17 protein-coding genes are annotated in these 24,933 nt (G+C 60.9%); 8 read left to right on the forward strand and 9 right to left on the reverse strand.

The window, feature by feature from the left end:
- Positions 1–65 precede the first annotated feature (65 nt).
- From CLAM6_RS07885 to CLAM6_RS07905, 5 genes are all read left to right on the forward strand, one after another.
- Positions 66–2,018 (forward strand): copper resistance system multicopper oxidase, encoded by a 1,953-nt coding sequence (locus CLAM6_RS07885; RefSeq protein ID WP_153635666.1) that lies wholly within the window; start codon positions 66–68, stop codon positions 2,016–2,018.
- A 9-nt stretch (positions 2,019–2,027) separates the two neighbouring features.
- Positions 2,028–2,810, forward strand: a complete 783-nt coding sequence (locus CLAM6_RS07890) for a copper resistance protein B (RefSeq protein WP_084589316.1) — start codon at positions 2,028–2,030, stop codon at positions 2,808–2,810.
- Positions 2,811–3,018: 208 nt separating this feature from the next.
- On the forward strand, positions 3,019–3,429 hold the full coding sequence (locus tag CLAM6_RS07895) for a hypothetical protein (RefSeq protein ID WP_153635667.1): 411 nt from the start codon (positions 3,019–3,021) through the stop codon (positions 3,427–3,429).
- 200 nt (positions 3,430–3,629) lie between these two features.
- A complete protein-coding gene (locus CLAM6_RS07900) occupies positions 3,630–4,361 on the forward strand; it encodes a c-type cytochrome (RefSeq protein ID WP_153635668.1) in 732 nt (243 codons plus the stop codon).
- A 109-nt stretch (positions 4,362–4,470) separates the two neighbouring features.
- Positions 4,471–4,917, forward strand: a complete 447-nt coding sequence (locus CLAM6_RS07905) for a hypothetical protein (RefSeq protein WP_153635669.1) — start codon at positions 4,471–4,473, stop codon at positions 4,915–4,917.
- 87 nt (positions 4,918–5,004) lie between these two features.
- Here the strand turns inward: CLAM6_RS07905 and CLAM6_RS07910 are convergent, their stop codons facing one another.
- From CLAM6_RS07910 to CLAM6_RS07920, 3 genes are all read right to left on the reverse strand, one after another.
- A complete protein-coding gene (locus CLAM6_RS07910; protein WP_153635670.1) occupies positions 5,005–6,231 on the reverse strand; it encodes a TauD/TfdA family dioxygenase in 1,227 nt (408 codons plus the stop codon).
- A gap of 128 nt (positions 6,232–6,359) precedes the next feature.
- On the reverse strand, positions 6,360–7,451 hold the full coding sequence (locus CLAM6_RS07915) for a GlxA family transcriptional regulator (RefSeq protein WP_242007781.1): 1,092 nt from the start codon (positions 7,449–7,451) through the stop codon (positions 6,360–6,362).
- Between the two features lie 252 nt (positions 7,452–7,703).
- Complete coding sequence (locus tag CLAM6_RS07920) at positions 7,704–9,095, reverse strand: sensor domain-containing diguanylate cyclase (protein WP_172978653.1); 1,392 nt, start codon at positions 9,093–9,095, stop codon at positions 7,704–7,706.
- Between the two features lie 216 nt (positions 9,096–9,311).
- On the opposite strand from CLAM6_RS07920, the gene CLAM6_RS07925 reads away from it, so the two are divergent.
- The 3 genes from CLAM6_RS07925 (at position 9,312) to CLAM6_RS07935 (ending at position 16,256) form a co-directional block, all read left to right on the forward strand.
- Positions 9,312–11,759 carry a DNA polymerase II gene (locus CLAM6_RS07925; protein ID WP_277876253.1) on the forward strand — a complete coding sequence of 816 codons (2,448 nt, stop codon included), beginning with the start codon at positions 9,312–9,314 and terminating at the stop codon, positions 11,757–11,759.
- A gap of 234 nt (positions 11,760–11,993) precedes the next feature.
- A complete protein-coding gene (locus CLAM6_RS07930) occupies positions 11,994–13,751 on the forward strand; it encodes a multidrug ABC transporter permease/ATP-binding protein (protein WP_153635673.1) in 1,758 nt (585 codons plus the stop codon).
- Positions 13,752–14,330: 579 nt separating this feature from the next.
- Positions 14,331–16,256, forward strand: a complete 1,926-nt coding sequence (locus tag CLAM6_RS07935; protein WP_240548795.1) for a TonB-dependent siderophore receptor — start codon at positions 14,331–14,333, stop codon at positions 16,254–16,256.
- Between the two features lie 149 nt (positions 16,257–16,405).
- On the opposite strand, the gene CLAM6_RS07940 is transcribed toward CLAM6_RS07935, so the two are convergent.
- The 6 genes from CLAM6_RS07940 to CLAM6_RS07965 form a co-directional block, all read right to left on the reverse strand.
- Positions 16,406–17,572, reverse strand: a complete 1,167-nt coding sequence (locus CLAM6_RS07940; protein WP_172978654.1) for a DUF1513 domain-containing protein — start codon at positions 17,570–17,572, stop codon at positions 16,406–16,408.
- Between the two features lie 92 nt (positions 17,573–17,664).
- Positions 17,665–18,840 (reverse strand): imelysin family protein, encoded by a 1,176-nt coding sequence (locus CLAM6_RS07945; protein WP_172978655.1) that lies wholly within the window; start codon positions 18,838–18,840, stop codon positions 17,665–17,667.
- Positions 18,841–18,856: 16 nt separating this feature from the next.
- On the reverse strand, positions 18,857–20,329 hold the full coding sequence (locus CLAM6_RS07950) for a di-heme oxidoreductase family protein (protein ID WP_153635677.1): 1,473 nt from the start codon (positions 20,327–20,329) through the stop codon (positions 18,857–18,859).
- Between the two features lie 204 nt (positions 20,330–20,533).
- Complete coding sequence (locus CLAM6_RS07955) at positions 20,534–21,844, reverse strand: imelysin family protein (protein ID WP_172978656.1); 1,311 nt, start codon at positions 21,842–21,844, stop codon at positions 20,534–20,536.
- A 329-nt stretch (positions 21,845–22,173) separates the two neighbouring features.
- On the reverse strand, positions 22,174–23,811 hold the full coding sequence (locus CLAM6_RS07960; protein ID WP_153635678.1) for an ABC transporter ATP-binding protein: 1,638 nt from the start codon (positions 23,809–23,811) through the stop codon (positions 22,174–22,176).
- Positions 23,808–24,932 (reverse strand): ABC transporter permease, encoded by a 1,125-nt coding sequence (locus CLAM6_RS07965; protein ID WP_153635679.1) that lies wholly within the window; start codon positions 24,930–24,932, stop codon positions 23,808–23,810. Before CLAM6_RS07965 ends, CLAM6_RS07960 begins: the two co-directional genes overlap by 4 nt.
- Position 24,933 lies beyond the last annotated feature (1 nt).

Below are 24,933 nucleotides of genomic sequence, written 5' to 3' on the forward strand. Positions count from 1 at the left end.
TTCAGCTTGCCGTGGCTTCATCCATGTCATGACTCTTCATTCATGACTCGGGAGCAGCAACGGCCATGGCACCAAAACCGTCTGAATTTTCTGTATCACGTCGTCAGTTGCTCAAGGGAGGTTCTGCCCTGGGGCTGGGCGCAATGGTGTCAGGCGTGGCACCCGCCTGGGCCAACCCCTGGGGGCGCACATCAGGTTACTCCCAAGGGGTTGAGCATGGGCCCGAGATCTCTCTTGTCATTCGACGTGAAGACATCGACATTGCCGGGCAATTCGCTCGTCCTATCAGCATCAATGGCAGTAGTCCCGGGCCCATGGTGCGCTTGAAGGAGGGGCAGGATGCTGTCATCAAGGTGACAAACCTGCTCGATGAGCCAACCTCCATTCACTGGCATGGCATCATACTTCCTCCGGAAATGGACGGCGTGCCGGGTATCAGCTTCGCAGGGATAGCACCGGGCGAAACCTTTACCTACCGGTTTCCTGTCACTCAGAGCGGTACCTACTGGTATCACAGTCATTCAGGCCTCCAGGAGCAGGAAGGCCACGCAGGTCCATTGATCATCGACTCCGCAACACCCGAAGCCTTCACCTATGATCGTGAGCATGTCCTGCTGCTGACTGACTGGACATTCGAAGACCCCAAGTCCGTATTTCGCAATCTCAAGACCATGGAAGGCTACTATAACTACCAGGAGCGCACCGTCGCTGATTTCTTTGCGGATGTACGACGGGGTGGTTGGGTGGACACGATCGAGTCGCGCAGCATGTGGGCAGAGATGCGCATGAGCTCACGGGATATTGCCGATGTCACCGGCAGTACCTATACATATCTTCTCAATGGTCATTCACCAGAAGAAAACTGGAGCGCGCTATTCAAGCGTGGGGAAACAGTGCGTCTGCGTGTCGTCAATGGCTCGGCAATGAGCTACTTCGATTTACGCATTCCCGGCTTGAAGATGACCGTGGTGGCGGCAGATGGTCAGCCAGTGCAACCGGTTGAAGTGGATGAGTTCCGTATTGCCGTGGCGGAAGCCTACGATGTGCTGGTGACACCGGAAGATGACAAGGCGTACACCATCTTCGCCGAAGCCATGGACCGCAGTGGCTACGCGCGAGCCACGTTGGCACCCCGCCCCGGAATGGAGGCGCCCGTACCTGAACGACGGCAGATCGCTGATCGCGGGATGGAGGCCATGGGCGCTCATGCTGGAATGGACCATTCGCAGATGGCAGGCATGGATCATTCGCAGATGGCGGGCATGGATCATTCGCAGATGGCGGGCATGGACCATTCGCAGATGGCGGGCATGGACCATTCGAAGATGGCAGGTATGGACCATTCGAAGATGGCAGGCATGGACCATTCGCAGATGGCGGGCATGGACCATTCGAAGATGGCAGGCATGGACCATTCGCAGATGGCAGGTATGGACCATTCGCAGATGGCGGGCATGGACCATTCGCAGATGGCAGGTATGGACCATTCGAAGATGACTGGCCTGCAAGCCGATGCAGCCCAGGGCGGCATGCTGATGGCGGGTGCTGCTCAGCAAGGGGCTCGTTATGACCAGGCAGGAATCGGTCTGGACCAGTCGCTGCGTCGTGTACTGGTCTATCAGGATCTCAAGGCCTATTCACCATGGCCGGACAGACGTGGGCCCATGCGCGAGATGGAGTTGCATCTGACCGGCAATATGGAACGTTATATGTGGTCCTTCGATGGCAAGAAGTTCAGTGAAGTCAATGGCCCTATTCATTTTCATAAAGATGAGCGCCTCCGTCTCATCTTGATCAATGACACCATGATGGAGCATCCCATTCATTTACATGGGATGTGGATGGAGCTCGAGAATGGCCACGGTGACCTGATCCCTCGCAAGCACACCTTGAATGTCAAACCCGGTGAGCGCGTCTCAGCGTTGATCACTGCCGATGCAGAAGGTAGCTGGGCTTTCCATTGTCATCTTCTGTACCACATGGATGCAGGTATGTTCCGTGTCGTAAAGGTTTCCTGAGGAGTCATCATGTCAATCAGTCAGCATTCATTTCGTCTTGCCTGCGTGACGGTATGTCTATTCTCCAGTGCTGGTGCCTCCCAGGCATTTGCCCAGGATGGATATGATGCCCCGGCGTCATGGCCATCGCCCATGGCCGAACATCTCCAGTGGAGCGCAGTTTTCGATCGCCTGGAATATAGCCTTCCGGACAAGGGAGAGGACTCCCTGGTGTGGGATTTTCAGGCCTGGTATGGCGGAGATACCCACCGCGTCTATCTCAAGTCAGAAGGGGAGAATGTCCAAGGCGATGGTGAAGAAGCCGAGTTTGAATCCCTTGAGCTTCTCTACAGTCGCCTGGTTGCCGATTTCTGGGAGTTCCAGGTTGGAGCTGGCTATCAGGGTGGTGTGTTCAACGATGATCATGATGAAGGCGTATATGGGGTCTTCGGCTTTCAGGGGACCGCCCCCTACCGGATCGAGACGGATGCCGCAGTGCAGTACCGAGAGGAAGGTATCGTGACTGCCAGCCTGGAGCTTGAACATGATGTGCGCCTGACCCAGCGCTGGTATCTACAGCCACGTAGTGAAATGGTGTTCGCTGCCAATGAGTCCAGGCAGCAGGGGATTGGGACGGGCCTCAACTCAGTACGAATCGGCTTGCGTGCACGCTATGAGATAACTCGGCGGGTAGCGCCTTACGTCGGCATGTACTGGCAGAGAGAGTATGGCGAAACCGCCGATATGCAGCGTGAAGAAGGTGAGGATGTGGAGGATACGGCTGTCGTGGTCGGTGTGCGCATGATGTTCTAGAGGAGTCAGGATGGCAGTGACATTTTTCAATTGAATAGCGGTGGTGTAGTTGCGTGATCATGTTTTACATGAATATGCAGAATGGCCTTTTGATTGGGAGACTATGTCTTATGGTTTTGTACAATGTGATGATAATCTATTCCATTTTCAGGATGTTTTCAGGTTGTGTTGCCATGATGATAAGTGAACCCATAAAGAGATGATTTTCATGAAAACATCAACGCTGTTACTTGCTGCTACCATGACTTTTTTTACCGCTGTGACGCAGGCCAATGATGAGCATAGCCGTCTTCCGACTCTTTCGGCTGGAGTTTCAGAAACATATGGACTTGTGGCTGGAAAGCCATTGCGTTTCCAAATAGCCGTTGAACATGATGCAGTTCTAAAGATCAGCAGTCGACATTTTGCAGCTGATTCGAGTAAGAACAACCTGATGACTGCTGTGCTACGGGACCCACAAGGAAATGTCGTCGCGACAGCCTCTGATGATAATGGGCATTTTTCACTGGAGCAGGATGTCCAAGAAGGCTATTACCAATTGGAGGTCGCAGGAAATTCAATAAGTGGTTCGGCTGACGAAAATGGGCGTAGCTATTCTCTAAATGTTGCTTTTGAATAAGAGGTGGTTATGGCGAAAGATGATCAATGATAGGTTTAGTGTAAATTGCTGAGCGATATTTGAAAATTATTCATTGATGTTGTGTTGTAAATAAGGCGTCACTCTGGATCGTGTTGATGGCCGGCATTCGTCGGCCTTTTTTTTCGCTTTGGTTGACAGCCTTGTCATTGACTATTCTTGCCGTCTAAAAGGGGGGCGACATGAAGAAATTATTGTTGGGGATGTGTCTGGCATTCATGGTGCTGCTGGCAGCAGGGGCCGGAGTCATTTACTCCGGCGTCGTCAGTGTCGCGGCAGATGATCCGCATGGGTCATGGGTCCATGGAATTCTTGAAACGGCGCGTGAACGTTCGATCGAAAGCCACGCGAGTGATATCGCCGCGCCACCCCTCGATGATGAAGCCATGAAAGTGGCGGGGGCCGGCAATTATGCATCGATGTGTGCCTCCTGCCATCTCGCGCCAGGCATGCAAGAGACAGAGCTCAGCAAGGGGCTTTACCCCAGTCCACCGAATTTTGTATCTTCGGATATGCATGGTGAGCCTGAAGAGCGCTTCTGGGTCATCAAGCATGGGATAAAAGCCAGCGGAATGCCGGCATGGGGCAAGAGCATGCAGGATGAATATATCTGGCAGATGGTCGCTTTCATGCAAGAGCTACCGGACATGAGTGCTGCTCGTTATACGGCTCTTGTGGCAGCAAGTGATGGTCATCAACATGGCGGAGGCGAGACTGCACAATCACCGTCATCGCATCATGACGATGACACCCGCCAACCACATCACGCTAGGGAAGCTGATGGGCCTGCTGATTTACAAGACAGCCATGAGCCGGAGGGCAGTCATGAGCCGAAAGAGAATCATGAGCCGAAGGACAGTGGTCGGGCTGAGGATCATCCTCACTCATCACATGATGCAGAGCATCAACATTGAGGCCAGGGCCAGCATCAGGCATCGGAAGTGACGTACACGGCCAGCCGCAAACAACATGACCTGCCTGACAGGCGTACGATGCCAGAGCCGGCCTCAGCTTGAAGAGGTGGTGCACGGCGACATTCTCGATGTGCTGGCAGAGACGCCGGCATCCTGCGTGGCGATCAGCTGTCGCATCAGTGCCAACTGGCAGCAGGGCGAGCAACTCGCGAGACTCGTCGAGGTGATTCTTCGTCATCCACGCCTGCGAATCGTGATCGATGCCTGTGATGTCGAACGTCTGCCGTTGTCCACGCGCATCGTGTCGGGCAGCGGTCGCCATCAACTGGCCTGGCAGACCCTGTCACGTCACATGCTGGAGCCGGAATGGGGCATGCATGCCGTCCACTGGCGGGGCGAGAAGCCTGATAGGCCGGCATGGGTCAGCGCCTGTGAACCTGCGACGCTGACCCGATGTCTTGCCCGCCAGTTGCCTGGTCATGAGGTGCGTTGTCTGCCGCCCCTGATCCCGCAGGACCCCGGCTTCACGCTCGTCATCACGCCACGCACGCCCTGATTCCCCCGCACGTTCTCATTCTCATGCCGGCCATCGGCGTGAGCTGATGTGTGAGCCAATTCGCGAGCAGAGGCATGCCGTGCCGAATCACGCCGTCTGGGTAGCTTCCTCGACCCGCTCGGCGCGTTCGGCACGCTTGAGCATGCGATAGCGAGAGCGCACCTCGTCACGTTCCAGGTAGCAGCCTTGCAACCAGCGGCTGCCGCTGTCGCCCTCGAAGGCATCGCGGGCGTGCAGCAGGCGGCGATTGTCGAAGATGACCATGTCGCCGGGGGCATAGGTGAAGCGCATGGCGAAGCGCGGCTCACGCAACATGCGCTGTAGCGTCATCAGTGCCTCATAGGCGGTCTCGGTCTGCTCGAACGGCGCCATCATCGGCCCGCGCAGGAAGTCGGCGATTCGCACCTCCAGCAGTTCTCCTGCCTGACCCAGCACGATCATCGGCGAATACCAGACATGATCGGTATTGCGCGAGGTATTGGCGTAGCGCCAGTGCACCGTGGTGAGTGTCGCGTAGGCCTCGGGGTGTTCTTCCTTCAGCGCCGCCGCGATGGCGAAGCCATCCATCATCACCGCCATGCCGCCTTCCACGGTGTTCTCGAGACAGTAGAGGCATTGCAGGCCCGGCTGATATTCCCGGGTCGGCAGGTCCACATGCGGCGGCAAGGCGATGGAGGTATAGGCGTTCGAATCCGGGTTCTGGATTGCGCGGACATTGAAGAGGTGGCCGAAGTTGGTGGTGCGGATCGAGCCGATGCGCTCGGCGACCTTTTCGATGGCGCCTTCTTCCGTCGGCAGGTTGCGCAGGCGCACCAGTCCCTTGCCGAGCAGTTCGTGCAGGGTCGGATACAGAATCTCCGCCTCCTGCGCGCTGCCATGATCGGCCTCGGCCAGGCGGGCGGCATCGATGGTCGGCGGCTGTTCCAGCTGCTCACCGTGCCAGAGCGTCAGCGGCGGCAGTTCCGGCGGCAGCGCGTCCTGGTTGTCATAGTCATTGGCGCGCAGGAAGCCCGGGTGGAAGCGCAGGCGGCGGTCTTCTGGCGTGAACAGTACGCTGAGTGCGCCGTCCTCATCGATGCTGGCCTCGGCGATTTCCGGCCAGGCGGGAATCTGGGAGAGGTCCAGAATGCGTTCGCGCGTCGCCGGATTGACGGTGGTATCGTCCGCGGCGTTCTCGCGCAACCAGACACTATGAAAACGGCTGACGCGGCCATCGCTCCAGGTCACGCTCAGATAGCGTGCTTCGTGAACGACCTTCACGAGAGTCTCGTCAATTGGCCAGCTGTCGTAATCGGGTGTGATCGGGAGCGCCATGGAGAGTCCTTCCTTCTGTCAGGTGAGCGATTCCCCGACAGAATGGCAGCCCACGGCGCTCGCTACTGTGCCCAATTCGACACCGACTGTGCCCAATTCGACATCGCGTTGCGGGTATCGAGCGTGGATCACATCAGAGGACGTGGTGGCTGACGGCGTGCCTGGGTCGGGGTAATGCCGAAGCGACGGCGAAAGGCGCGGGTGAAACTCGAATGCGAGGTGAAACCGCAGGCCAGGGCGATATCGGTGACGCCATGGCGGGTATCGTGAAGCAGGCTGCGTGCGTGCAGCAGGCGACGCTCCCCATGATAGGCGCGAGGCGTGCAGCCGAGCCCTTGCTGAAAGCGGCGCTCCAGCTGGCGCCATGAGAGGCCGAGCTCCTCGGCGAGTGCCTCGATGCTGAGCGGGGCCTCCAGGGTGTTCTCCATGCGCGTGATCGCACGCCTGAGCAGCGGGTCGGCCAGATCGGCCGTCTGCTGACTGATGCCGCGCTGGCGGCTGGCCGGCAGGCGGCCCTGATCGAGAATCAGTTGTTCGCGTACCGCCTGATAGAGCGTCTGACCATGCTGGCGGCGAATCAGCTCCAGGCTCATGTCCAGCGGGGCGCTGCCGCCGGCGCAGAAGAAGCCATCGTCACTGATTTCATACAGTGACTCCACGGCGTCCACCTCATCGAAGCGCTGGCTGAATTCCGGCAGGCTTTCCCAATGCAGCGTCACCGTCTTGCCGGTGAGCAGGCCGGCACGCGCCAGCACGAAGCAGCCGGTGTCTACGCCGCCGAGCTGGCAGCCGCTATGGGAGCGCTCCTGTAGCCAGTGCAAGGTGCGGTCTTCCAGATAGGCTTCCGGGGCAAAGCTGGTGCACACCACCAGCTTGTCCACTGCGGCGAGGTCATCACGTGCGGTATCCACCGGCAGCACCATGCCGTTGGAGGCCTTGACCGACGCGCCATCCTGGCTTGCGAGTGTCCACTGATACAGGCGTGTTCCGCGCAGTCGATTGGCGATGCGCAGCGGCTCGATCATCGAGAACAACGCGACCATCGCGAAGCCCGGCAGCAGGAAGATACCGAGTTGGTGACGGTCAGCGGGGGCAGGCGAGGCAAGGGTGGCGGTCAAGGGCGCGATGCTGGTGGGCTGGTCAGACAACACGCCGTCTTCCGGAAGGCCGAAGGCATAGGACGCATCGGGCGGCGTAGCGCTGGAATCGTGTGAAGGCATGAGGATAGGCAACGACGACGTCGGGTGGCTCAGCAGTAGGGGATGGGCCTGACCTTAGCGTGTTCGCTACCTGAGTGCGAGAGGGGGGATGGCATGACGCGAGGGCTTCGGCGCGAGGGCTTCGGCGCGAGGGCTTCGGTGAGAGGGCTTCGGTGAGAGGGCTTTGGTGAGCGGGCTTTGGTGAGCGGGCTCCGTCCTGCTTGGCGCTCCTGATCAGGACAGGCAGGACGGAGCAATTCACGAATCATTGCGTTACAGCATCCTGAGGCAGTTGCGTCCTTCTTCCTTGGCCGCGTACATGGCTTCATCGGCGCGTGCGATCAACTGCTCGCGCGTGGCACTGTCATCGGGTTCCAGGCAGGTCATCCCGATGCTCAATGACAGGGGCAGACGTTGGCCAGCGTATTCCACGACACTGTCCTTCATGCGTTGTCGCAGCAGGTTGATGCGCGTGGCCGAGTCACTGAGCAGCGAGTCAGGCAGAATCGCCAGGAATTCCTCGCCCCCCCATCTGGCGAGGGTGTCGCCGGGCAGCAGAATCTCCTCGGCGAGCACGCTCAAGTGTTGCAAGGCAAGATCACCGGCGTCATGGCCATGATTGTCGTTGATCTTCTTGAAATGGTCGAAATCCAGCAGTGCCACGCACAGGGGGTGGTCAACCTCGGCGGTGGCCAGTGCCGCGATGCTGTCATCCAGTACTTGCTGGGCATGACGGCGATTGTAGAGGCCGGTCAGCGGATCGGTGATCGCGATCTTCTCGAGCGCCTGATGAGCTGCCTTCAAGGCATTGATGTCATTGGCACGCGCGACTTCGTGGCCGGCCCACAAGGCGATGAGACGTACCAGCTCGATGTCCTGAGCGGTGAAGGGCGGTACAGGGTCAGGACTTGAGAAGTTGAAGGTACCGTAGCGTTCACCATCCACGATCACCGGCGCCCCGATGTAGGCTTGCAGGTTGAAGTTGGCGTAGCAGGGGTGATTTCTGATTTCACTGTTTGCCACATGATGGAAGGCTTGTACGCTATCGGCCTTGTAGACGTGATCGCAATAGGTATCGCTGAGCGAGAAACTAAGTCCCGGCTCCAGCAGGTCTTCCGGGTGACAGGCACGCTGGACGACATAATCTCCGCCTTTGATGCGGCTGAAGATACCGATCGGCAGGCCGAAATGGGCGCAGCCCAGTTTCAGCAGCTCGTCGATGCGAGCATTGAAGTTGAGTTCTCGTGATGAGGTGATGGCATGCAGGCTGTGGAGGGTATGTTCCGCCGTCACGCGGCGTGAGACATCGCGGATCAGCCCGAACATGAAGATGTTGTCGCTGGTGGGGTCCTTGATGGGGCCGCCGAGCGTCTCCCCATAGAAATAGGTGCCATCCTGGCGTCGATAGCGAATGACTCGACCTTCCTTTTCGGGCGGGGCATCGACACGAAAGCGCCTCTGCCCCTGGCGCTCGAACTCATCGCTGGAGGCATACAGCATACGTGTCTGCTTGCCGATCAACGCTTCACGCGGGTAGCCGAATGCCTTCACCGCGCTGTCATTCAGGTAGGTGATGTGGCGCTGATCATCTGCAAGCAAGATGATGTCGTCGATCTGGCCCAGCATCTGGCCCAGCAGGGTTTGAATCATCTCAAAGCGTTGCATGACGCAGGCTCCTTGTGGGGTGCCGCTATCTCGGGAGAGGCATTCCTTGCCGCAGACATCCATCCTGTCGCCGGGAAGGCACGGTATTTCCGTCGTCAAGCTCAGGCTTCACGCCGGATGTTGTACGATACAGAATTCATATTATCGTATGAGGATGCAGACGCGTCTTGCTCTCATCCTGCCCGGCATTCGTATATTCAACGTAAAGGTAATGCAGTGCCAGAGGCCGCATCCGAAGATTCCCGCCACGCTCCTGTTGAACTTCATGGCTTCGTGCTGACACGTTATTGGCGGGACACGCCCGAGGGGGTGGTGATCAGCTTCTGGATTCGCACCGACGAAGGCGCCGTACGTGTCGAATGTGCACCCCAGGAAGTCGTCGCTTTCCTGCCCGCCGAACAGCAGGTACTGGCTCAGACACTGGTGAGCTTTGAGGCCGGCGCCGAGCTGCGTCCGCTGGCACTGGAAGACTTCCACCATCGCCCGGTGGTGGGGCTCTACTGTCGTGAATATCGCACCCTGGGCCAGCTGGCGCGCCGTTTGAAGGCGATTGGCGTCGACGTCTATGAAGCGGATGTTCGTCCGACGGACCGCTACCTGATGGAGCGTTTCATCACGGCAGGCGTCACGGCACGCGGCGAGCGCCAGCCTGATGGCAGCGTGAAGAATGCGCGCCTGACACCGCTTGAGGGCTATCGGCCACCGCTGCGCTGGGCATCGCTGGATATCGAGACCGATGCGCGGGGCAATCTGTATTCCATCGCGCTCGAGGGCTGCGGACAGCGTCAGGTGTACATGCTGGGGCCCCCCAATGGCGAGGAGAACGTCAGCCGCGATTTCTCGCTGGAGTACCGCGATAGCCGGCGTGAGTTGCTGCAATGCCTGCTGGACTGGGTCGCAAGGCATGATCCGGATGTCATCATCGGCTGGAACGTCATCCAGTTCGATCTGCGCATGCTGGTGCGGCTGTCAGAGGCCGAAGGTCTGCCACTGCGACTGGGGCGTGACGCCAGCGTGATGCAGTGGCGCTCTCATTCCCGCCAGGCCGAGCACTTCTTTGCCGAGATCGCCGGGCGTTGGGTGGTGGATGGCATCGAGGCGCTCAAGTCAGCCTTCTGGCATTTCGAGTCGTTCAGCCTCGAGAATGTCTCGCGTGAGCTGTTGCAGGAAGGCAAGGCCATCGATGACCCCTATGGCCGGCTGGACGAGATTCTGCGCATGTTCGCCGAGGACAAGCCTTCCCTTGCGCGCTACAACCTCAAGGATTGCGAGCTGGTCACGCGCATCTTCACGAAGACGCGACTGATGGAGTTTCTGCTCGCGCGGGCGGCAGCCACGGGGCTTGAGGCAGATCGCAGCGGTGGTTCGGTGGCGGCCTTCACGCATCTGTATCTGCCGAGATTGCACCGGCTGGGCAAGGTCGCGCCCAATCTGGGAGACGTGGTGGGGGAGGACAGCCCCGGCGGCTTCGTGATGGATTCCCAGCCCGGGCTTTATGACTCGGTGCTGGTGCTGGATTTCAAGAGTCTGTATCCCTCCATCATCCGCACTTTCCTGATCGACCCGCTGGGCCTGATCGAAGGGCTGCGTGGGTCGGAGAACAGCTCGGATGATGCCCCTGAGGCCGGTGTGCCCGGCTTTCTCGGCGCGCGGTTCTCGCGTGATCGACATTGTCTGCCAGGCATCGTCGCCGAGATCTGGCAAGCACGTGACGCCGCCCGCGCGGCGGGTGACGCCCCGCTGACCCAGGCGCTCAAGATCATCATGAATGCCTTCTACGGCGTGCTGGGATCACGCGGCTGTCGTTTCTTCGATCCACGGCTGGCGTCCTCGATCACGCGGCGTGGCCATCAGATCATCCAGCAGACGGTGGAGTTGATCGAGGCGCAGGGCTATCGCGTCATCTATGGCGATACCGACTCCACCTTCGTGTGGCTGGGCGCTGCGCATGAGGAAGCCGAGGCGAGCCGGATCGGCCGTGAGCTGGCGGCCCATGTCACCGACTGGTGGCGACGGCATCTCAAGGACAGTCTCGATCTCGACAGCGCGTTGGAGCTGCAGTTCGAGACCCACTATCAGCGCTTCGTGATGCCGACCATTCGCGGGGCCGAAGAGGGCAGCAAGAAACGCTACGCCGGACTGCAACAGACAGGCTGCAGCGGCCAGACGGAACTGGTGTTCAAGGGGTTGGAGTCGGTGCGTTCCGACTGGACGCCGCTGGCCAAGACCTTCCAGCAGGGACTTTATCGCCGCATCTTCGAAGGCAGCCCCTATCAGGAGTATCTGAAAGGCTACGTGCAGGATTACCTGCAACGCCATGCCCATGGCGCGGCGGACACCACGGATGTCGAGGCCTTGATCTACCGCAAGCGACTGCGGCGCAAGCTCGACGATTATCAGCGCAACGTGCCGCCCCATGTCCGTGCGGCGCGTCTGGCGGATGACGAGAACCGCCGGCGGGGCCTGCCGTTACGCTATCAGCGCGGCGGCTGGATTCGCTATGTGATGACCACCTCCGGCCCGGAACCCGTCGAATATCTGCGCTCGCCCATTGATGTCGAGCACTACCTGAGTCGTCAGCTCAAGCCCGTCGCCGATGGCATCCTGCCGTTCGTCGACGATGATTTCGATCGGCTGCTGGATCGTCAGATGATGCTGTGGTGAGGCTTACGGCCACAGGAGTGGCCCATGAGCGGGGGTGTTCCTATCGGGGAGTGGTGCAAGAAGAGGGGGGGGGCGCGCGACGGCATCTATAGTCGTTATTCCGTAGTGATAATATTTCTCATTATTTCTTGCATTAAAGTATGCGCGCCGTAAGATTCTCTTTCGGCGCAGTCACATGACCTGCGTCGCCGCCTTTTGGTGGCGGTCTGATTGCCATGATGTCCGGGAGCAGGTGTGACGTTACTGAAAGTGGTTCTTACCCAATATCGCTGGTCCTTTCTTGGTGTGATCTTTCTGAGCCTTGTCAGTGCAGGGCTAGGCATCGGTGTCATTGCCTATATCAACCAGCGACTCATCGCGCATTCTGCCACCGTCCCCCTGGACGAGGGGCTTGCGGCCCATGTCGGGGTGCTTCCGGAGTTTCTTGGGCTGATTCTGCTGTTGCTTGCGATCACGCTGGGGGCACAGTTGGCATTGACGACGCTGGGGCATCATTTCGTGCATGGACTGCGCGGGCGTTTGGTCAAGCAGATCCTCGATACTGATATCGAGCGGCTCGAGCAGCTCGGCAGCGCCAACCTGCTGGCGAGTCTTTCGAGTGACATCCGCAACATCACCCTGGCGTTCGTGCGCCTGCCAGAACTGGTACAAGGCATCGTGCTGACCCTAGGAGCCGTGTTCTATCTTGGCTGGTTGTCTCTCGGCATGATGTTGATCACCGCCATCTGGGTGACCTTGACCATTATGGGGGGCAGCTGGATGGTCACGCGAGTCTATCGCCACCTGGCCGAGGTGCGTGAAGCGGAGAGTCGCCTTTATGCCGACTATGAAGCTGTCATCGACGGGCGCAAGGAGCTGGCGCTCAATCGTCCACGTGCGCGTGACTATTTCGACACCAGCTACAGTGTCAATGCCTGTGAGTATCGCCATCACGTCGTGCGCGCGGACACCTACCACCTGAGCGCCGTCAACTTCTCCAACATCATGATGCTGGGCGCCATCGGTATTGTCTTCTATCTGGCCAATGGCCTGGGATGGGCCAGTGGTGAAGTCGCCGCGACCTTTTCCTTGACTCTGCTGTTTCTGCGCACGCCCTTGATCCAGGCCGTGGGGGCATTGCCCACCTTGCTGGGGGCTGATGTGGCCTTTGCCAAGCTGCGCAAGTTGGCATTGGCACCGGTCAACGCCGATTTCGCGTCTCCTCGACATCCTGAGCCGCGCGGACATGATTCAACCGCAGGCACTTCGGCCGAGTCTGACTGGCAGACCCTGAGTCTACAGGGTGTCTGCTTTCGCTACGCCGGCCGCGAGAATATGGGACAGGACATTGCGAACAATGACACGCAGGCCTTCTGCGTCGGTCCGCTGGATCTTACCCTCAGGCGCGGAGAGCTGGTCTTCCTGATCGGTGGCAATGGCAGTGGCAAGTCGACCCTGGCCAAGCTTCTGACCGGCCTCTATCGGCCAAGCTCAGGCACGCTCTTGCGGGACGGGCACCCGATAGGCGAAGACGAGCGGGAAGCCTGGCGTCAGCAGTTCTCGGCGGTCTTCACTGATTTCCATCAGTTCGATCGCCTGCTGGGTCCGACCGGTGGGCCGGCAGACCCGGCATTGATCGCGCAGTGGGTCGACTACCTGCAGATGCGCGAGAAGCTGGTGCTTGAGGAAAACCGTGTGATCAATACCGAGCTGTCTCAAGGGCAGCGCAAGCGACTTGCGCTGTTGATGGCAGTGGCAGAGCGTCGCGACATCGTGTTGTTGGATGAATGGGCGGCAGATCAGGACCCGCAATTCCGCCGCATCTTCTATCGTGATCTGCTGCCGCGTCTGCGCGAGATGGGCAAGACGGTCTTCGCCATCAGTCACGATGATCATTATTTCGGGCAAGCGGATAGATTGTTCGAGATGCGCGCCGGCAAGTTGCAGGAGTTGTCGGGTGCCCAGCGTGATCGTATCAGTCGGGACGCTGTGGCGCGCCTGGATGAAGCGTGACCGGGAAGACGAAAGCGCATACCTGCCGATGCCCTGCAAGACGTCACACGGGCTGGGCATCGTCTGAGCGCTGGGCAGAAGAACATGGACGAAGATGGAAGACGCGATGCAGGTAGCAGGCGCAAGAAGTCGCAACGCCAGGACGTGAGCCCAGGAGACGGTCTCATGTGATGTGTCAGGGATGATGTCCGGCTGCAGAGTGAATCGCCTTCGGGGTGTTGCAGTCGGTAAGACGCGCCATTCTCGGGATTGCATGCAGGTGCATGCAGAACGGTGTGTCACCGCAAATTACATTTGTTGAATACGAATCATCCTAATTCCATTCCGCATTGGATATGAGCGTGCCAGTGAGAGACGCCACGAGACGGAAGGGGAGATTGACCATAAACGATCGTTACAAGGGAACACGACATGCCAAGATACCTATCATCACGACAGGCAGCTGCCCGGCCGGCACCTGCACCGTATTCATATGCCGCTCTGTCACAAGCCCCACTGTCTCACACCATACGGCTCTGCATCGCGGCATGGCTCCTGTCACAGTCCGCCATCGTGCTGGCCGCCGAGACCGATGACACCATGGTCGTGGTCGGAACGGCACTGAAAGTCGATGCGCCGCTGGTGGAGACGCCGCGTCCGGTCTCGACGGTCAATCGCGAAGAGCTCGACACGCGTAACGTCCAGCAGCTCGATGAAACCTTCCGCTACCGTGCCGGCGTCCTGTCTGGCCATTATGGATCCGATAACAATACCGACTGGTTTAAGGTGCGTGGCTTTGATCAATCCACCTATCAGGATGGCCTGCGCATCTACCGTGAAGGGTTCTATCAGTGGTTGCCGGAGACCTGGGGCCTGGAGCGGGTCGATCTGTTCAAGGGGCCTTCCTCCATCCTCTATGGGGAGGCGCCTCCTGGCGGTCTGATCAATGCCATCAGCAAGCGCCCGACCGATGAGCCCCAGACGGAACTGCAGCTGCAGATCGGCAATCGCGGTCTTCGCCAGACGGGGCTCGATACTAGTGGTTATCTGAGCGAGTACGGGGATGTGCGCTATCGTCTGGTAGGGCTGTATCGCGAACGTGATGGGGATCTGGATCATACTGAGAACGAGCGCTACTACTTCGCACCGAGCCTGACCTGGGACATTTCGGATGCGACCCAGCTGACGCTACTCGCCAGCCTCCAGAAGGATGATGGCGTACCTACCAACGCTTTCAAGCTGGCCTATGGCACCAATGATGATACGCCGTTCGGCAAGGTGGACCCGCAGACCAATTACAGTGAACCGGGGTATGACAAGGATGAGCGTACCCAGACATCCCTGGGCTATGAGTTGCGCCATCAAGTGAACGACACCTGGGCGCTGGAGCAGGATTTCCGCTATAGCCAGCTGGATCTCGACCTGATCAGCAGCTACATCCTCTATCAGTCCTCGGCGCGCGAAGGTCAGCGGGGGCTTCTGTACCGCGAGGGCACCATCGACAGCTATACCGTCGACAACCGGGCCATCGGCAAATGGTATGGCGAGCGCACCGAGAACACCTTGCTGCTGGGCGTGGATTATCAGAATCTGAGCCTGTCGGGCAAGGAAGCGGATGACTATGCCTTCGGCGACCCGATCGATCTGTTTGATCCGCAATACGGCAATTACACCGCATTGAGCGATGAACAGATCACGCGGCGCGATATCGACAAGGAGCAGATCGGTCTCTACGTGCAGGATCAGCTGCGCATCGACGACAAGTGGGTACTGCTGGCGGGGGTGCGCTACGACCAGGCCGAGACCGAGAACGTCAATCAGACGACGGGGTCTCGTGAGCGCTCCGATGATGACGAGATCAGCTGGTCGGGCGGGGTGATGTACCTGAGTGACTTCGGCCTCAACCCTTATCTGAGCTATACCGAATCCTTCGAGCCGATCAGCGCGACCGATGATCGCGGTTCGCTCTATGAGCCTCGCGAAGGTCGTCAGTGGGAGCTGGGCGCCAAGTACCAGCCTGCGGGCTGGGATGGGTATCTTACGGCTGCCGTCTTTGAACTCACCGAGGACAATACTCTTGTCACCACCGGAGGTTTTCAGGTTCAGGAAGGGGAACGCCAGTCGCGTGGCTTCGAGCTGGAGATGGTCGGTTATCTGACGGACCATCTCAAACTGACTTCAGCGTACACTTATACCGATGCACGCTTGGAAAACGATGTGCGTGCCCCGCTGATACCGCGCCATCAGGCCTCCAGCTGGCTGGATTACGCCTTCGAGCGTGGTGCCCTGGAGGGGCTGCGTCTGGGGGCGGGTGCCCGTTATGTCGGCGAATCAGTGGATGGCGATGCCACCGTGTCCGACTATCTGCTGTTCGATGCGATGGTCGGCTATGACTTCACTCGCGAGTTGAGTGCGCAGGTCAATGTCAGCAATCTCACCGACAAGGAGTATGTCGCCAGTTGCAGTTATTGGTGCTATTACGGAGAGTCTCGCAGCATCATCGGGAGTCTGACCTATCACTTCTGAGGCAGCTGGCTGCTTTTGAGTGCTGATGCTCGTGAGAGCATGGCAATCTATCAACGACAAGGCCTCGCAGGCAGCTACCTGCGAGGCCTTGTCGTTCCTGAGGCATTGTCATCTTGAGACATGCGCGTTTGGGGCATGGTTACCGCTTGCTACATCAGCGCCAAGTGATTGTCCCAGTGGGTATTCGCCAGCCGCACCGGGCCAAGCGCCGGCAGCCCCTCCTCATCGATCAGCAGCCACTCGCCACGACCATTGCTGACCACGAAGCCTGCCGGCGTCTGCTGCGTGGCCGGCACGGCTAGAACGCCTGCACAGTCAGCAAAGTCCAGAGTCGTGTCCAGCTCTCCCGTCGCGAGATTCCAGAGCGTGATCAGATTGCCGCGCGGGGCGGTCGCCACGGCCAGTCGCCCATCGGGGGAGACGGCGATGCTGGCGATGTACTGCTTGAATTGTGGGACGTATTCCCGCGGCAACGGCAGTTCCTGCAAGCGGTCACTGCCGGGATGCTTCATCACCACCAGCGGGCGGTGGTCCGCCGCGGGGCCCTGGTACTGATAGCCCGCGACGATGGTGCCCTCACGGCTGACGTCCAGGTGGCGCAATGACAGCTGGTGATGGGAGGGCTCGCCTTGCCATCGTACCTCACCCGAGACACGGTCGAGCAAGGTCAGATTCGACTGCATGCTGTCCAGGTTGAGCTTGACCCGACCGGTGTCAGGCCGCGTCAGGATCCCGCCATTGGCGATAATCAGCTGCTGGCCATCCGGATGCAGGCGAATTTCATGCGGGCCGATCCCGCCACTGGCGAACTCGCCGATCCGCGCGAAGTCGCGATTCACGTCGTAGATGCCGATGCGGCCTTCTCCGGGCGCGATGGCATTCTCGGTGGTGTAGAGCAGGCCGCCATCCGGGCTGAATACGCCATGCCCATAGAAGTGGCGGTCCGGTGCGGCTTCGATGCGTGCGATCCGCTCACCGCTATCGAGGTCGAAGACATTGATTTCCGTCCCCGGACGCCGTGAGAAGATCAGCGCCCACGGCTTGTGAGGATGTCGGGTGGCGCCGTGGGCGCGCTGGCGTATCGGCTGGCGCCAGCGCTCCACTCCCTGATAACTGGTGCAGCTGGCAAAGTGCTGCCCTGTGTCATCGTCACATGCCGAGATGGCCACACCGAGTGGCTCGCGCCCCTGGGCACTGGCGGCGTTGTTGCCGCCCGCCACGGCCATGCCGCCGGGCATGCCCATCAGGGGCGTGCAGGCCAACGCCTTGAGCAGCTGACGTCGCTGGCGGGCGTCGGCTGCGTGTGTGTCTGTCATGCCGTGAGGCATCTCGCCTGGCCCCTTGTCAGTTGTCATTCGCCGCTCTCAATTCACCATTCGCCACTGCCATTCACAATTCCCCGCCCTGATCAGTCGCCATCGGTGCTGTTGAAGCCCAGTGACAGGCCAAGCGCCGGGTTGAGCGTGTCGGCAAAACCGGCCTGCAAGGTCTCGACATGGATCATGGCCTGCTGCAGCTCACCATTGCGCGGGTCATCGCGCAGTATGCCGGCGAGGTCATCCGGCAGGGCGGCGAAGGCCTGCCGGGCATCGACGAAATCGCTGGTGGTGGAGGCCACCATGCGCGGGTCGACCTGGCCATTCAGGTAGCCTTGAATGCCAGCGGCCTCGTCATTGCCGAGCCAGAGGCGTTCCATCATCGCCAGGGTCGCCGCGATGTTGGCAAGCCCCATGCCGCCGCGCCAGGACTCAGCCGCATAGGGGTTGGCCGTGCCGCCGTTGTCGAGGCCGATCGGCCGGCGCAGTTTGCGGTCCTTGATGGCTTCCAGCTGCACGGTCAGCGCGCGAACCAGAGACAGCACGGCGTCACGAGAATCGCTGAAGGCGCCAGTGCCTTCGGCCAGTTGCGGTGCGAACTGCTGCCACTCATCACGCAGCGTCTTGCCGGTATTGGCGGCGTAGGCGGTGTTGGCCGTCATCAACTCGCAGCGGCGCGAGTCGGCCGTCAGGGGCGAGTCGGCATAGCGGGCATCGAACAGCTGATACTCCACGCTGCCCAGCCCCTGCATGACGATGGATTGCTCCGCCAGACTCTCGACCGTGATCGGGACATCACCGGCGAGCAGGGCGCGGGTCTTGCGCGCGACCAGATCCTTCTTGTCCGGCCAGAAATACAGCTGCCACTGACGCGAGTTCTGCAGGATCGGGCCCATTTCCACCCAGTTGACCTGATTCAGCCCCAGCATGGCGCTGCGCCAGTCCTGCTTGAGGGTGTCGAGGCTGACGTCACCCTCGGCGGAGCAGAACGCCTGAGTATGCTGCGCGAGCTGTTGCAGGCGGCTGGCAAGTAGCTGGTGCGCCTCGCTCAGCGTGTCAGCGGCAAACTGGCTGACGGCCGCTGCGCTGTTGGTGTCTGTGGCGGCGTCTGTGTTGGCAGCAGAAGAGTCCGTCGCCGCCAGTGTGCTCGTAGGCAATAGCGCGGCGCCCAGCAGTGTCATGCCACAGGCCATCAGGGCCAGGGGCGAGGTCTTGCGCAGGGCAGGTTTCATCGGGGTTGCAGCTGGGGTGAAGGTGGCGCGGGGCATGAACGGGTATTCCTTGTCAGAGAGTCTCGAGGAAGCGCAACAGGGCTTCACGCTGGTCAGTCGGCAGGGCCACGACGGCATCGCGGCTTGGCTGGGCTTCGCCGCCATGCCAGAGCACGGCCTCGAGCAGGGTGCGTGCACGGCCATCATGCAAGAAGCCCGTGGCAGGGTTGACCGTCTGGGCCAGGCCGATGCCCCACAAGGGCGGCGTGCGCCATTCCTGGCCGCTGGCCTCGAATTCGCGGCGATCATCCGCCAGTCCTTCGCCCATGTCATGCAGCAGCATGTCGCTGTAGGGCCAGATCGTCTGCTCGGCCAGTTGTTCCGCCACGCCGCCGGACTGGGTGGTCAGGCGAGGACGGTGGCAGCTGGCGCATTCAAGCTCGCGGAACAGTTGCTCGCCTTGGCGCACCGTCGGGTCATCGATATCACGTCGGGTGGGCACGGCCAGATTGCGCGAGTAGAAGGCCACGTTGTCCATCACGTTGTCGTCGACCTCGATCTCCCCCCCATCGGGCAATGTCTTGCACTTCTGGAGCGGGGTGCAGTCGGTGGAGCTGACCAGATGGGAGGTCAGCCCCATGTCACCGGCGAAGGCCTTGGCGCTCTGCTGTCGCACATCGGGCTGACCGGCCTTCCAGCCGAAACGGCCCATGACCTCGCGTTGCTCGGCGAGTGACCAGACAGTATTGGCGCGCCCGCTGATGCCGTCGCCATCCGCATCCTGCGGGTCGGCCCACTCGAGCAAGTTCTCGTCGCTGACCGCCTCGAGCAGCCCCAGCCCCACCATGCCGGGGGCGAGACGTGGGGAGAGCGCGATGGCGCCCGGGTCACCGAAGCCGGGTTCGACGATGGAATAGCGCGGCTTGCGCAACGCGATGACTTCCCCGTCCGCCAGAGTCACCGTCACATCCTCGTAATCCACCTGCATGCGGCCTTCGCGCTCGATGCCGGGCACGGCGGCATTCTGCAGCTGGGTGCCATAGACAGGATGCGGCATCACCCCGGCGATACGCCGGAATTCTCGCTCCTCATCGCTCCAGCTGTCCTCGTGGCTGTCCGGCAGACCCAGGCGCAGGAAAAGGCCCACCGAGGGATCGCCCTCGGCCGGCAGGCTGCCGCGGCCATCCTTGACGTGGCAGTTCTGGCAGGCGTTGGTGTTGAACAGCGGGCCGAGGCCATCGCGCGCGGTGGTGCTGGCGGGCGCGATCACCCAGGGGCTCTTGAAGAAGCTGTTGCCGACACTGAAGGACAGGCGCTGATCGAAGCTCAGGTTCTTGGCCGGCAGGGAGTAGGCATTGGTGTCGTGCTTGGGCACGCTGCCGTCGCCACCGCTTCTGTCGGTGACCTGCAATGGCAGTTCGGCCAGATACGCGCTCACGGTCAGCGCTGGCTGGGCGGCCTGTGCTACGCCCAGCGGCAGGGCGGCAAGCGTGATGGCGAGAGACAACGCGTGGAGTGTGGGGTGTTTCGGGACGACGTGTGGCATCAATGTAGGTCCTGGCTTGCGCGGTCAGGCTGCAGGTTCTTCCGGTGCTGCGCAGCAGCCTGAAAGAATCAGCAGACGCGCATCAAATGCTGGCGCGAAAAGCATCAACGCCCGAACCTGTGCGTAGACGGGTTCGGGCGTGGGGCTGCGCTGCATGGGGAGGATCAATCGTCACCCCATGGACTGGCAATCTCGAGCGTGTGCTTAGAACTCATGGTCCGCGGTATCGGCCTTCATGCCGCTGATGCCGACATCGCCGGCGATCTCTTCGATCAGGCGGGTCTGGGCGACCAGATCCTGAATGCTGGCATTGATGATCTCGGCGCCTTCGGCATTGCCCGGGGCGATCATCTGGTCAAACTTCATGCCGCCCTCGGCTTCTGCCGTGTCGACCATCACCTGCAGCTGGCCCATGGTGGTGTCCAGTGCCTCGTGCATCTTCTTGGCCAGTTCCGGATCATTCTGGGCGACGAGTGCATGCAGTGACGGGCCTTCGAAGGTGCGACCGTCTAGGGTCACGTACTTGCCTTCGTAGACGTTCTGGATGCCCTTGGCATTGTAGAAGTGCGAGTAGTGGGTGTTGTCGGAGAAGCAGTCATGCTCGTCTTCATAGGAGTTGGCTTCCAGCGCGACCTTCATGCGCTCACCGGCTAGCTCCCCCAGTGACAGGGAGCCCATGCCGAACAGCATCTTCTCGAGGCCTTCACCGGCCGGCAGCGAGGTCAGTTCCGCGCGGTAGTTGTCCTTCTCGCCCTGCGCCCACTGGCCGACCATGTATTCCAGGTCACTGATCAGCAGGTCGTTGGCGGCCAGCAGGTAGGCGCCACGACGGTCACAGTTGTCGGCGGTACAGGCATCGCCCTTGGCGAAGTCGGTCGCCGGGCGCTCGCCGGCACCGGCCTCAAAGCCGTGCATGTCCTGACCCCAGAGCAGGAATTCGATGGCATGGTAGCCGCTGGCCACGTTGGCCTCGAAACCGCCCAGCTCGTTGAGGGACGCCAGCAGCTCCGGCGTGATCTCGGTGGTGTCGATCTTGTCGGCACCGATCTGCACGCTGTCGCTGGCGATGATGTTGGCGCTGGCACCCGGGTTACCCAGTTCGGCCTGATAGCCGTCGCCTTCGACGTAATCGATCAGCCCTTCATCCAGCGGCCAGGCGTTGAGCTGACCTTCCCAGTCATCGACGATGGCATTGCCGAAGCGGAACACTTCACTCTGCTGATACGCCACGCGCGCCTGCTTCCAGGCGGCACGTGCCGCGGCCAGCGTCTCTTCGGACGGCGACTCGATCAGCGCGGCATTGGCGGCGCGCAGGGCATTGGCACTGGCCAGGGCATCGCTGTAGGTGGCATGTGCGACGTTGGCGTACTGGGCGACGACAGCGTCGGCCGTCAGCGCCTTGTCATGCGCGTCGCCATGATGCTCTGCCAGAGCGGCACCGGTGAACATGGAGGCTGACAATGCGATGGCAGCTGCCAGCGGCTTGCGTGAGGCAAAACGGAAAGAGGCAGTCATGTGGATCCCTTGATCGGTCTGTTGTTATGCAGTGCGCGCAGAACGGCAGTGCGTGGGGCCGCTCGAGAGGGGGCGGGAAGTCATTACACGATCTCTCGATGGTCGGCCCGCATCTCACTGGATCATATTGAGAACCTTTATTATTTGCAATCGACAAAACGTGCGTCTTGCAACGCAGGGGGGGCACTGGCTGCAATGCGGCAATGCCCTGCTCATCACCAGTGGCTGCCCGAGCAGGGCGATTGGCATGCTATGGCAGAGCAGGATAGAGCAGGTCAGGTCAGCCCAATCGGCTTTGGTCAGGCCATGGCAGAGCGTGTCAGAGCGTTTCAGGCCAGCCCCGCGGCCTGTATCAGGGCGCGCGTATAGTCCTCGCGGGGGTTGCCGAGCACTTCTGCCGTCGTGCCCGTCTCCACCAGGCGTCCTTCACGCAACACCATCACCCGATGGGACAGCGCGCGTACCACCGCCAGGTCATGACTGATGAACAGATAGCTCAGGCCACGGCGTGTCTGGAGTTCACGCAGCAGGGCAATCAGCTGTTTCTGCACGCTGCGGTCCAGTGCCGAGGTCGGCTCATCCAGCACCAGCAGTCTGGGCTCGAGGATCAGGGCGCGCGCCAAGGCAATCCGCTGACGTTGGCCGCCGGAGAACTCGTGGGGATAGCGATCGGCACATACCGAGGGCAGTTCGACTTCCTCCAGCACCTGCGCCACACGCTGGCGAACCTCGTCTTCGCTGAGCGTTGGATGATGAAAGCGCAGACCTTCACTGATGATGTCCGCCACCGGCATGCGTGGCGACAGCGAGCCGTATGGATCCTGGAAGACGATCTGCATCTGACGGCGACGCAGGCGCAGCGTGTTGCGATCCAGCGTATCGATGCGTTCGTTCTCGAGGTGGATCTCGCCCTTGGCGGCCTGCAGCTTCAAGAGCGCCAGGGCGAGTGTCGTCTTGCCGGACCCCGATTCCCCGACCACGCCGAGCGTCTCGCCGCGGGCCAGTGTCAGATCCAGCGGATGAACGGCGACGAAGTCCGCGGGGCGCTTCTGGAACAGCTTCTTGCTGCGAGCGAAGCGCACCTCCAGCTTGCGCGCGGCGAGAACCGGTGTCGCGGCGTCCTCGGCACTCAAGTCGCTGGCGAGGCCTTCGGGTTCGGCGGCCAGCAGCTCGCGGGTGTAATCGGCCTGTGGCGCATCGAATACCTCGTCGACGCGCCCTTGCTCGATGCATTCCCCGTCGCGCATCACGATCACGCGGTCGGCATGACGGCGCACCAGATTGAGGTCATGGCTGATCAGGACCATCGCCATGCCCTGGTCGCGGCGCAGGCGATCCAGCAGCTGGAGTATCTCCTGCTGCACGGTGACATCCAGCGCCGTGGTCGGCTCATCGGCGATCAACAGCGGTGGCTGATTGGCCATCGCCATGGCGATCATCACGCGTTGGCGTTGCCCGCCGGAGAGCTGGTGTGGCCAGGCGTCGATCAACTCCTCGGGACGCGGCAGCTGCACCTGGCAGAGCAGTTCCAGCACGCGCTGGCGGGCGGCATTGCCGCGCAGTCCCTGCTGGAGGCGCAGGCTTTCACTGATCTGTTCGCCGACACGCGTCAGCGGGTTGAGCGAGGTCATCGGCTCCTGGAACACGAAACCGATCTGGCCGCCGCGCACCCGCTGCCACTGGCGTGGCGTCAGGGCGGCGAGATCCAGCGTCTTGCCGTCAGGCCGCGTGAATTCGCGCTGCCCGGTGACATGGGCATGCCCCGGCAGCAGGCCAAGACTCGCCAACAGGCTGACGGACTTGCCCGACCCGGACTCGCCGACGATGGCCAGACATTCCCCCCGTCGGACCTCAAGGGAAAGATGCCTGACGACGGGTGTCTGGCCGAAGCGGATGCAGAGATCGTCGAGTCTCAGCACGCTGGCAGCGGTGCCGGTGTTGTCCGCAGGTGAAGAGGGATGACTCATGCGTTCTGCTCCCGGTCACTGATATGACGTGGGTCGAAGGCATCGCGCAGCCCTTCGCCGATGAAGACCAACAGCGTCAGCATGATGCCGAGGCTAAGGAAGGCGGTCATGCCCAGCCACGGTGCCTGCAGGTTGTTCTTGCCCTGGGCGACCAGCTCGCCCAGCGAGGGTGAGCCTGCTGGCAGGCCGAAGCCAAGAAAATCCAGCGCGGTCAGGGTGGTGATGGCGCCGGTGAACAGGAAGGGGATGAAGGTCAGGGTGGCGACCATCGCGTTGGGCAGCACATGACGCCACATGATCAGCCGCGAGGGCAGACCCATGGCCCGGGCGGCACGCACGTATTCCAGATTGCGAGCGCGCAGGAATTCGGCGCGCACGATATCGACGATGCCCAGCCACGAGAACAGCAACATGATGCCGGTCAGCCACCACAGGTTCGGCTCGACGATGCTGGCGAGAATGATCAACAGGAACAGCACCGGCAGGCCGGACCACACCTCGATCAGACGCTGGCCGATCAGGTCGACCTTGCCGCCGAAGTAGCCCTGCACGCCACCGATCACCACCCCCAGCACCAGCGAGCCCGCCGTCAGTACCAGCGCGAAGATCACCGACAGCCGGAAGCCATAGATGACGCGCGCCAGCACGTCACGGCCCTGATCATCGGTGCCCAGCCAATGACGGCCATTGGGGGCCGACGGCGCCGGAGAGCCCAGATTCAGATCCAGGGTGTCGTAGGAGTAGGGAATCAAGGTGTTGAGCATGAAGCCCTGCGCCTCGATGGCCTCGATCACATAGGGGTCGCGATAGTCGGTGGCGGTGGGCAGGAATCCGCCGAAGGTGGTCTCCGGATACTCGTGCAGCATCGGCAGATAGGTCTCGCCCTGATACTCGACCAGGAGCGGACGGTCATTGGCGATCAGCTCGGCCCCCAGCGAGAGCACGAACAGCACGCCGAAGATCAGCAGCGACCACCAGGCGCGACGGTTGTCACGAAAGGCCGCCATGCGCCGTCGGGTGATGGGCGACAGGCGTGAGGCACGCGGGCGTTGCTTCGCTTGCTGGCTTTCGTCGCTTACGTCGTGAGCGGGTGTCTCGTGAAGCGTTGTCTCGTGACGCATA

This window comes from Cobetia sp. AM6 (genome assembly GCF_009617955.1).
Lineage (GTDB): Bacteria > Pseudomonadota > Gammaproteobacteria > Pseudomonadales > Halomonadaceae > Cobetia > Cobetia amphilecti.

Bases quoted from the DNA above. Each gene is read 5' to 3' on its own strand.
- CLAM6_RS07885 (WP_153635666.1), top strand. From the start codon at position 66: ATGGCACCAAAACCGTCTGAATTTTCTGTATCACGTCGTCAGTTGCTC.
- CLAM6_RS07890 (WP_084589316.1), top strand. From the start codon at position 2,028: ATGTCAATCAGTCAGCATTCATTTCGTCTTGCCTGCGTGACGGTATGT.
- CLAM6_RS07895 (WP_153635667.1), top strand. From the start codon at position 3,019: ATGAAAACATCAACGCTGTTACTTGCTGCTACCATGACTTTTTTTACC.
- CLAM6_RS07900 (WP_153635668.1), top strand. From the start codon at position 3,630: ATGAAGAAATTATTGTTGGGGATGTGTCTGGCATTCATGGTGCTGCTG.
- CLAM6_RS07910 (WP_153635670.1), bottom strand. From the start codon at position 6,231: ATGGCGCTCCCGATCACACCCGATTACGACAGCTGGCCAATTGACGAG.
- CLAM6_RS07915 (WP_242007781.1), bottom strand. From the start codon at position 7,451: ATGCCTTCACACGATTCCAGCGCTACGCCGCCCGATGCGTCCTATGCC.
- CLAM6_RS07920 (WP_172978653.1), bottom strand. From the start codon at position 9,095: ATGCAACGCTTTGAGATGATTCAAACCCTGCTGGGCCAGATGCTGGGC.
- CLAM6_RS07935 (WP_240548795.1), top strand. From the start codon at position 14,331: ATGGTCGTGGTCGGAACGGCACTGAAAGTCGATGCGCCGCTGGTGGAG.
- CLAM6_RS07940 (WP_172978654.1), bottom strand. From the start codon at position 17,572: ATGACAGACACACACGCAGCCGACGCCCGCCAGCGACGTCAGCTGCTC.
- CLAM6_RS07945 (WP_172978655.1), bottom strand. From the start codon at position 18,840: ATGCCCCGCGCCACCTTCACCCCAGCTGCAACCCCGATGAAACCTGCC.
- CLAM6_RS07950 (WP_153635677.1), bottom strand. From the start codon at position 20,329: ATGCCACACGTCGTCCCGAAACACCCCACACTCCACGCGTTGTCTCTC.
- CLAM6_RS07955 (WP_172978656.1), bottom strand. From the start codon at position 21,844: ATGACTGCCTCTTTCCGTTTTGCCTCACGCAAGCCGCTGGCAGCTGCC.
- CLAM6_RS07960 (WP_153635678.1), bottom strand. From the start codon at position 23,811: ATGAGTCATCCCTCTTCACCTGCGGACAACACCGGCACCGCTGCCAGC.
- CLAM6_RS07965 (WP_153635679.1), bottom strand. From the start codon at position 24,932: ATGCGTCACGAGACAACGCTTCACGAGACACCCGCTCACGACGTAAGC.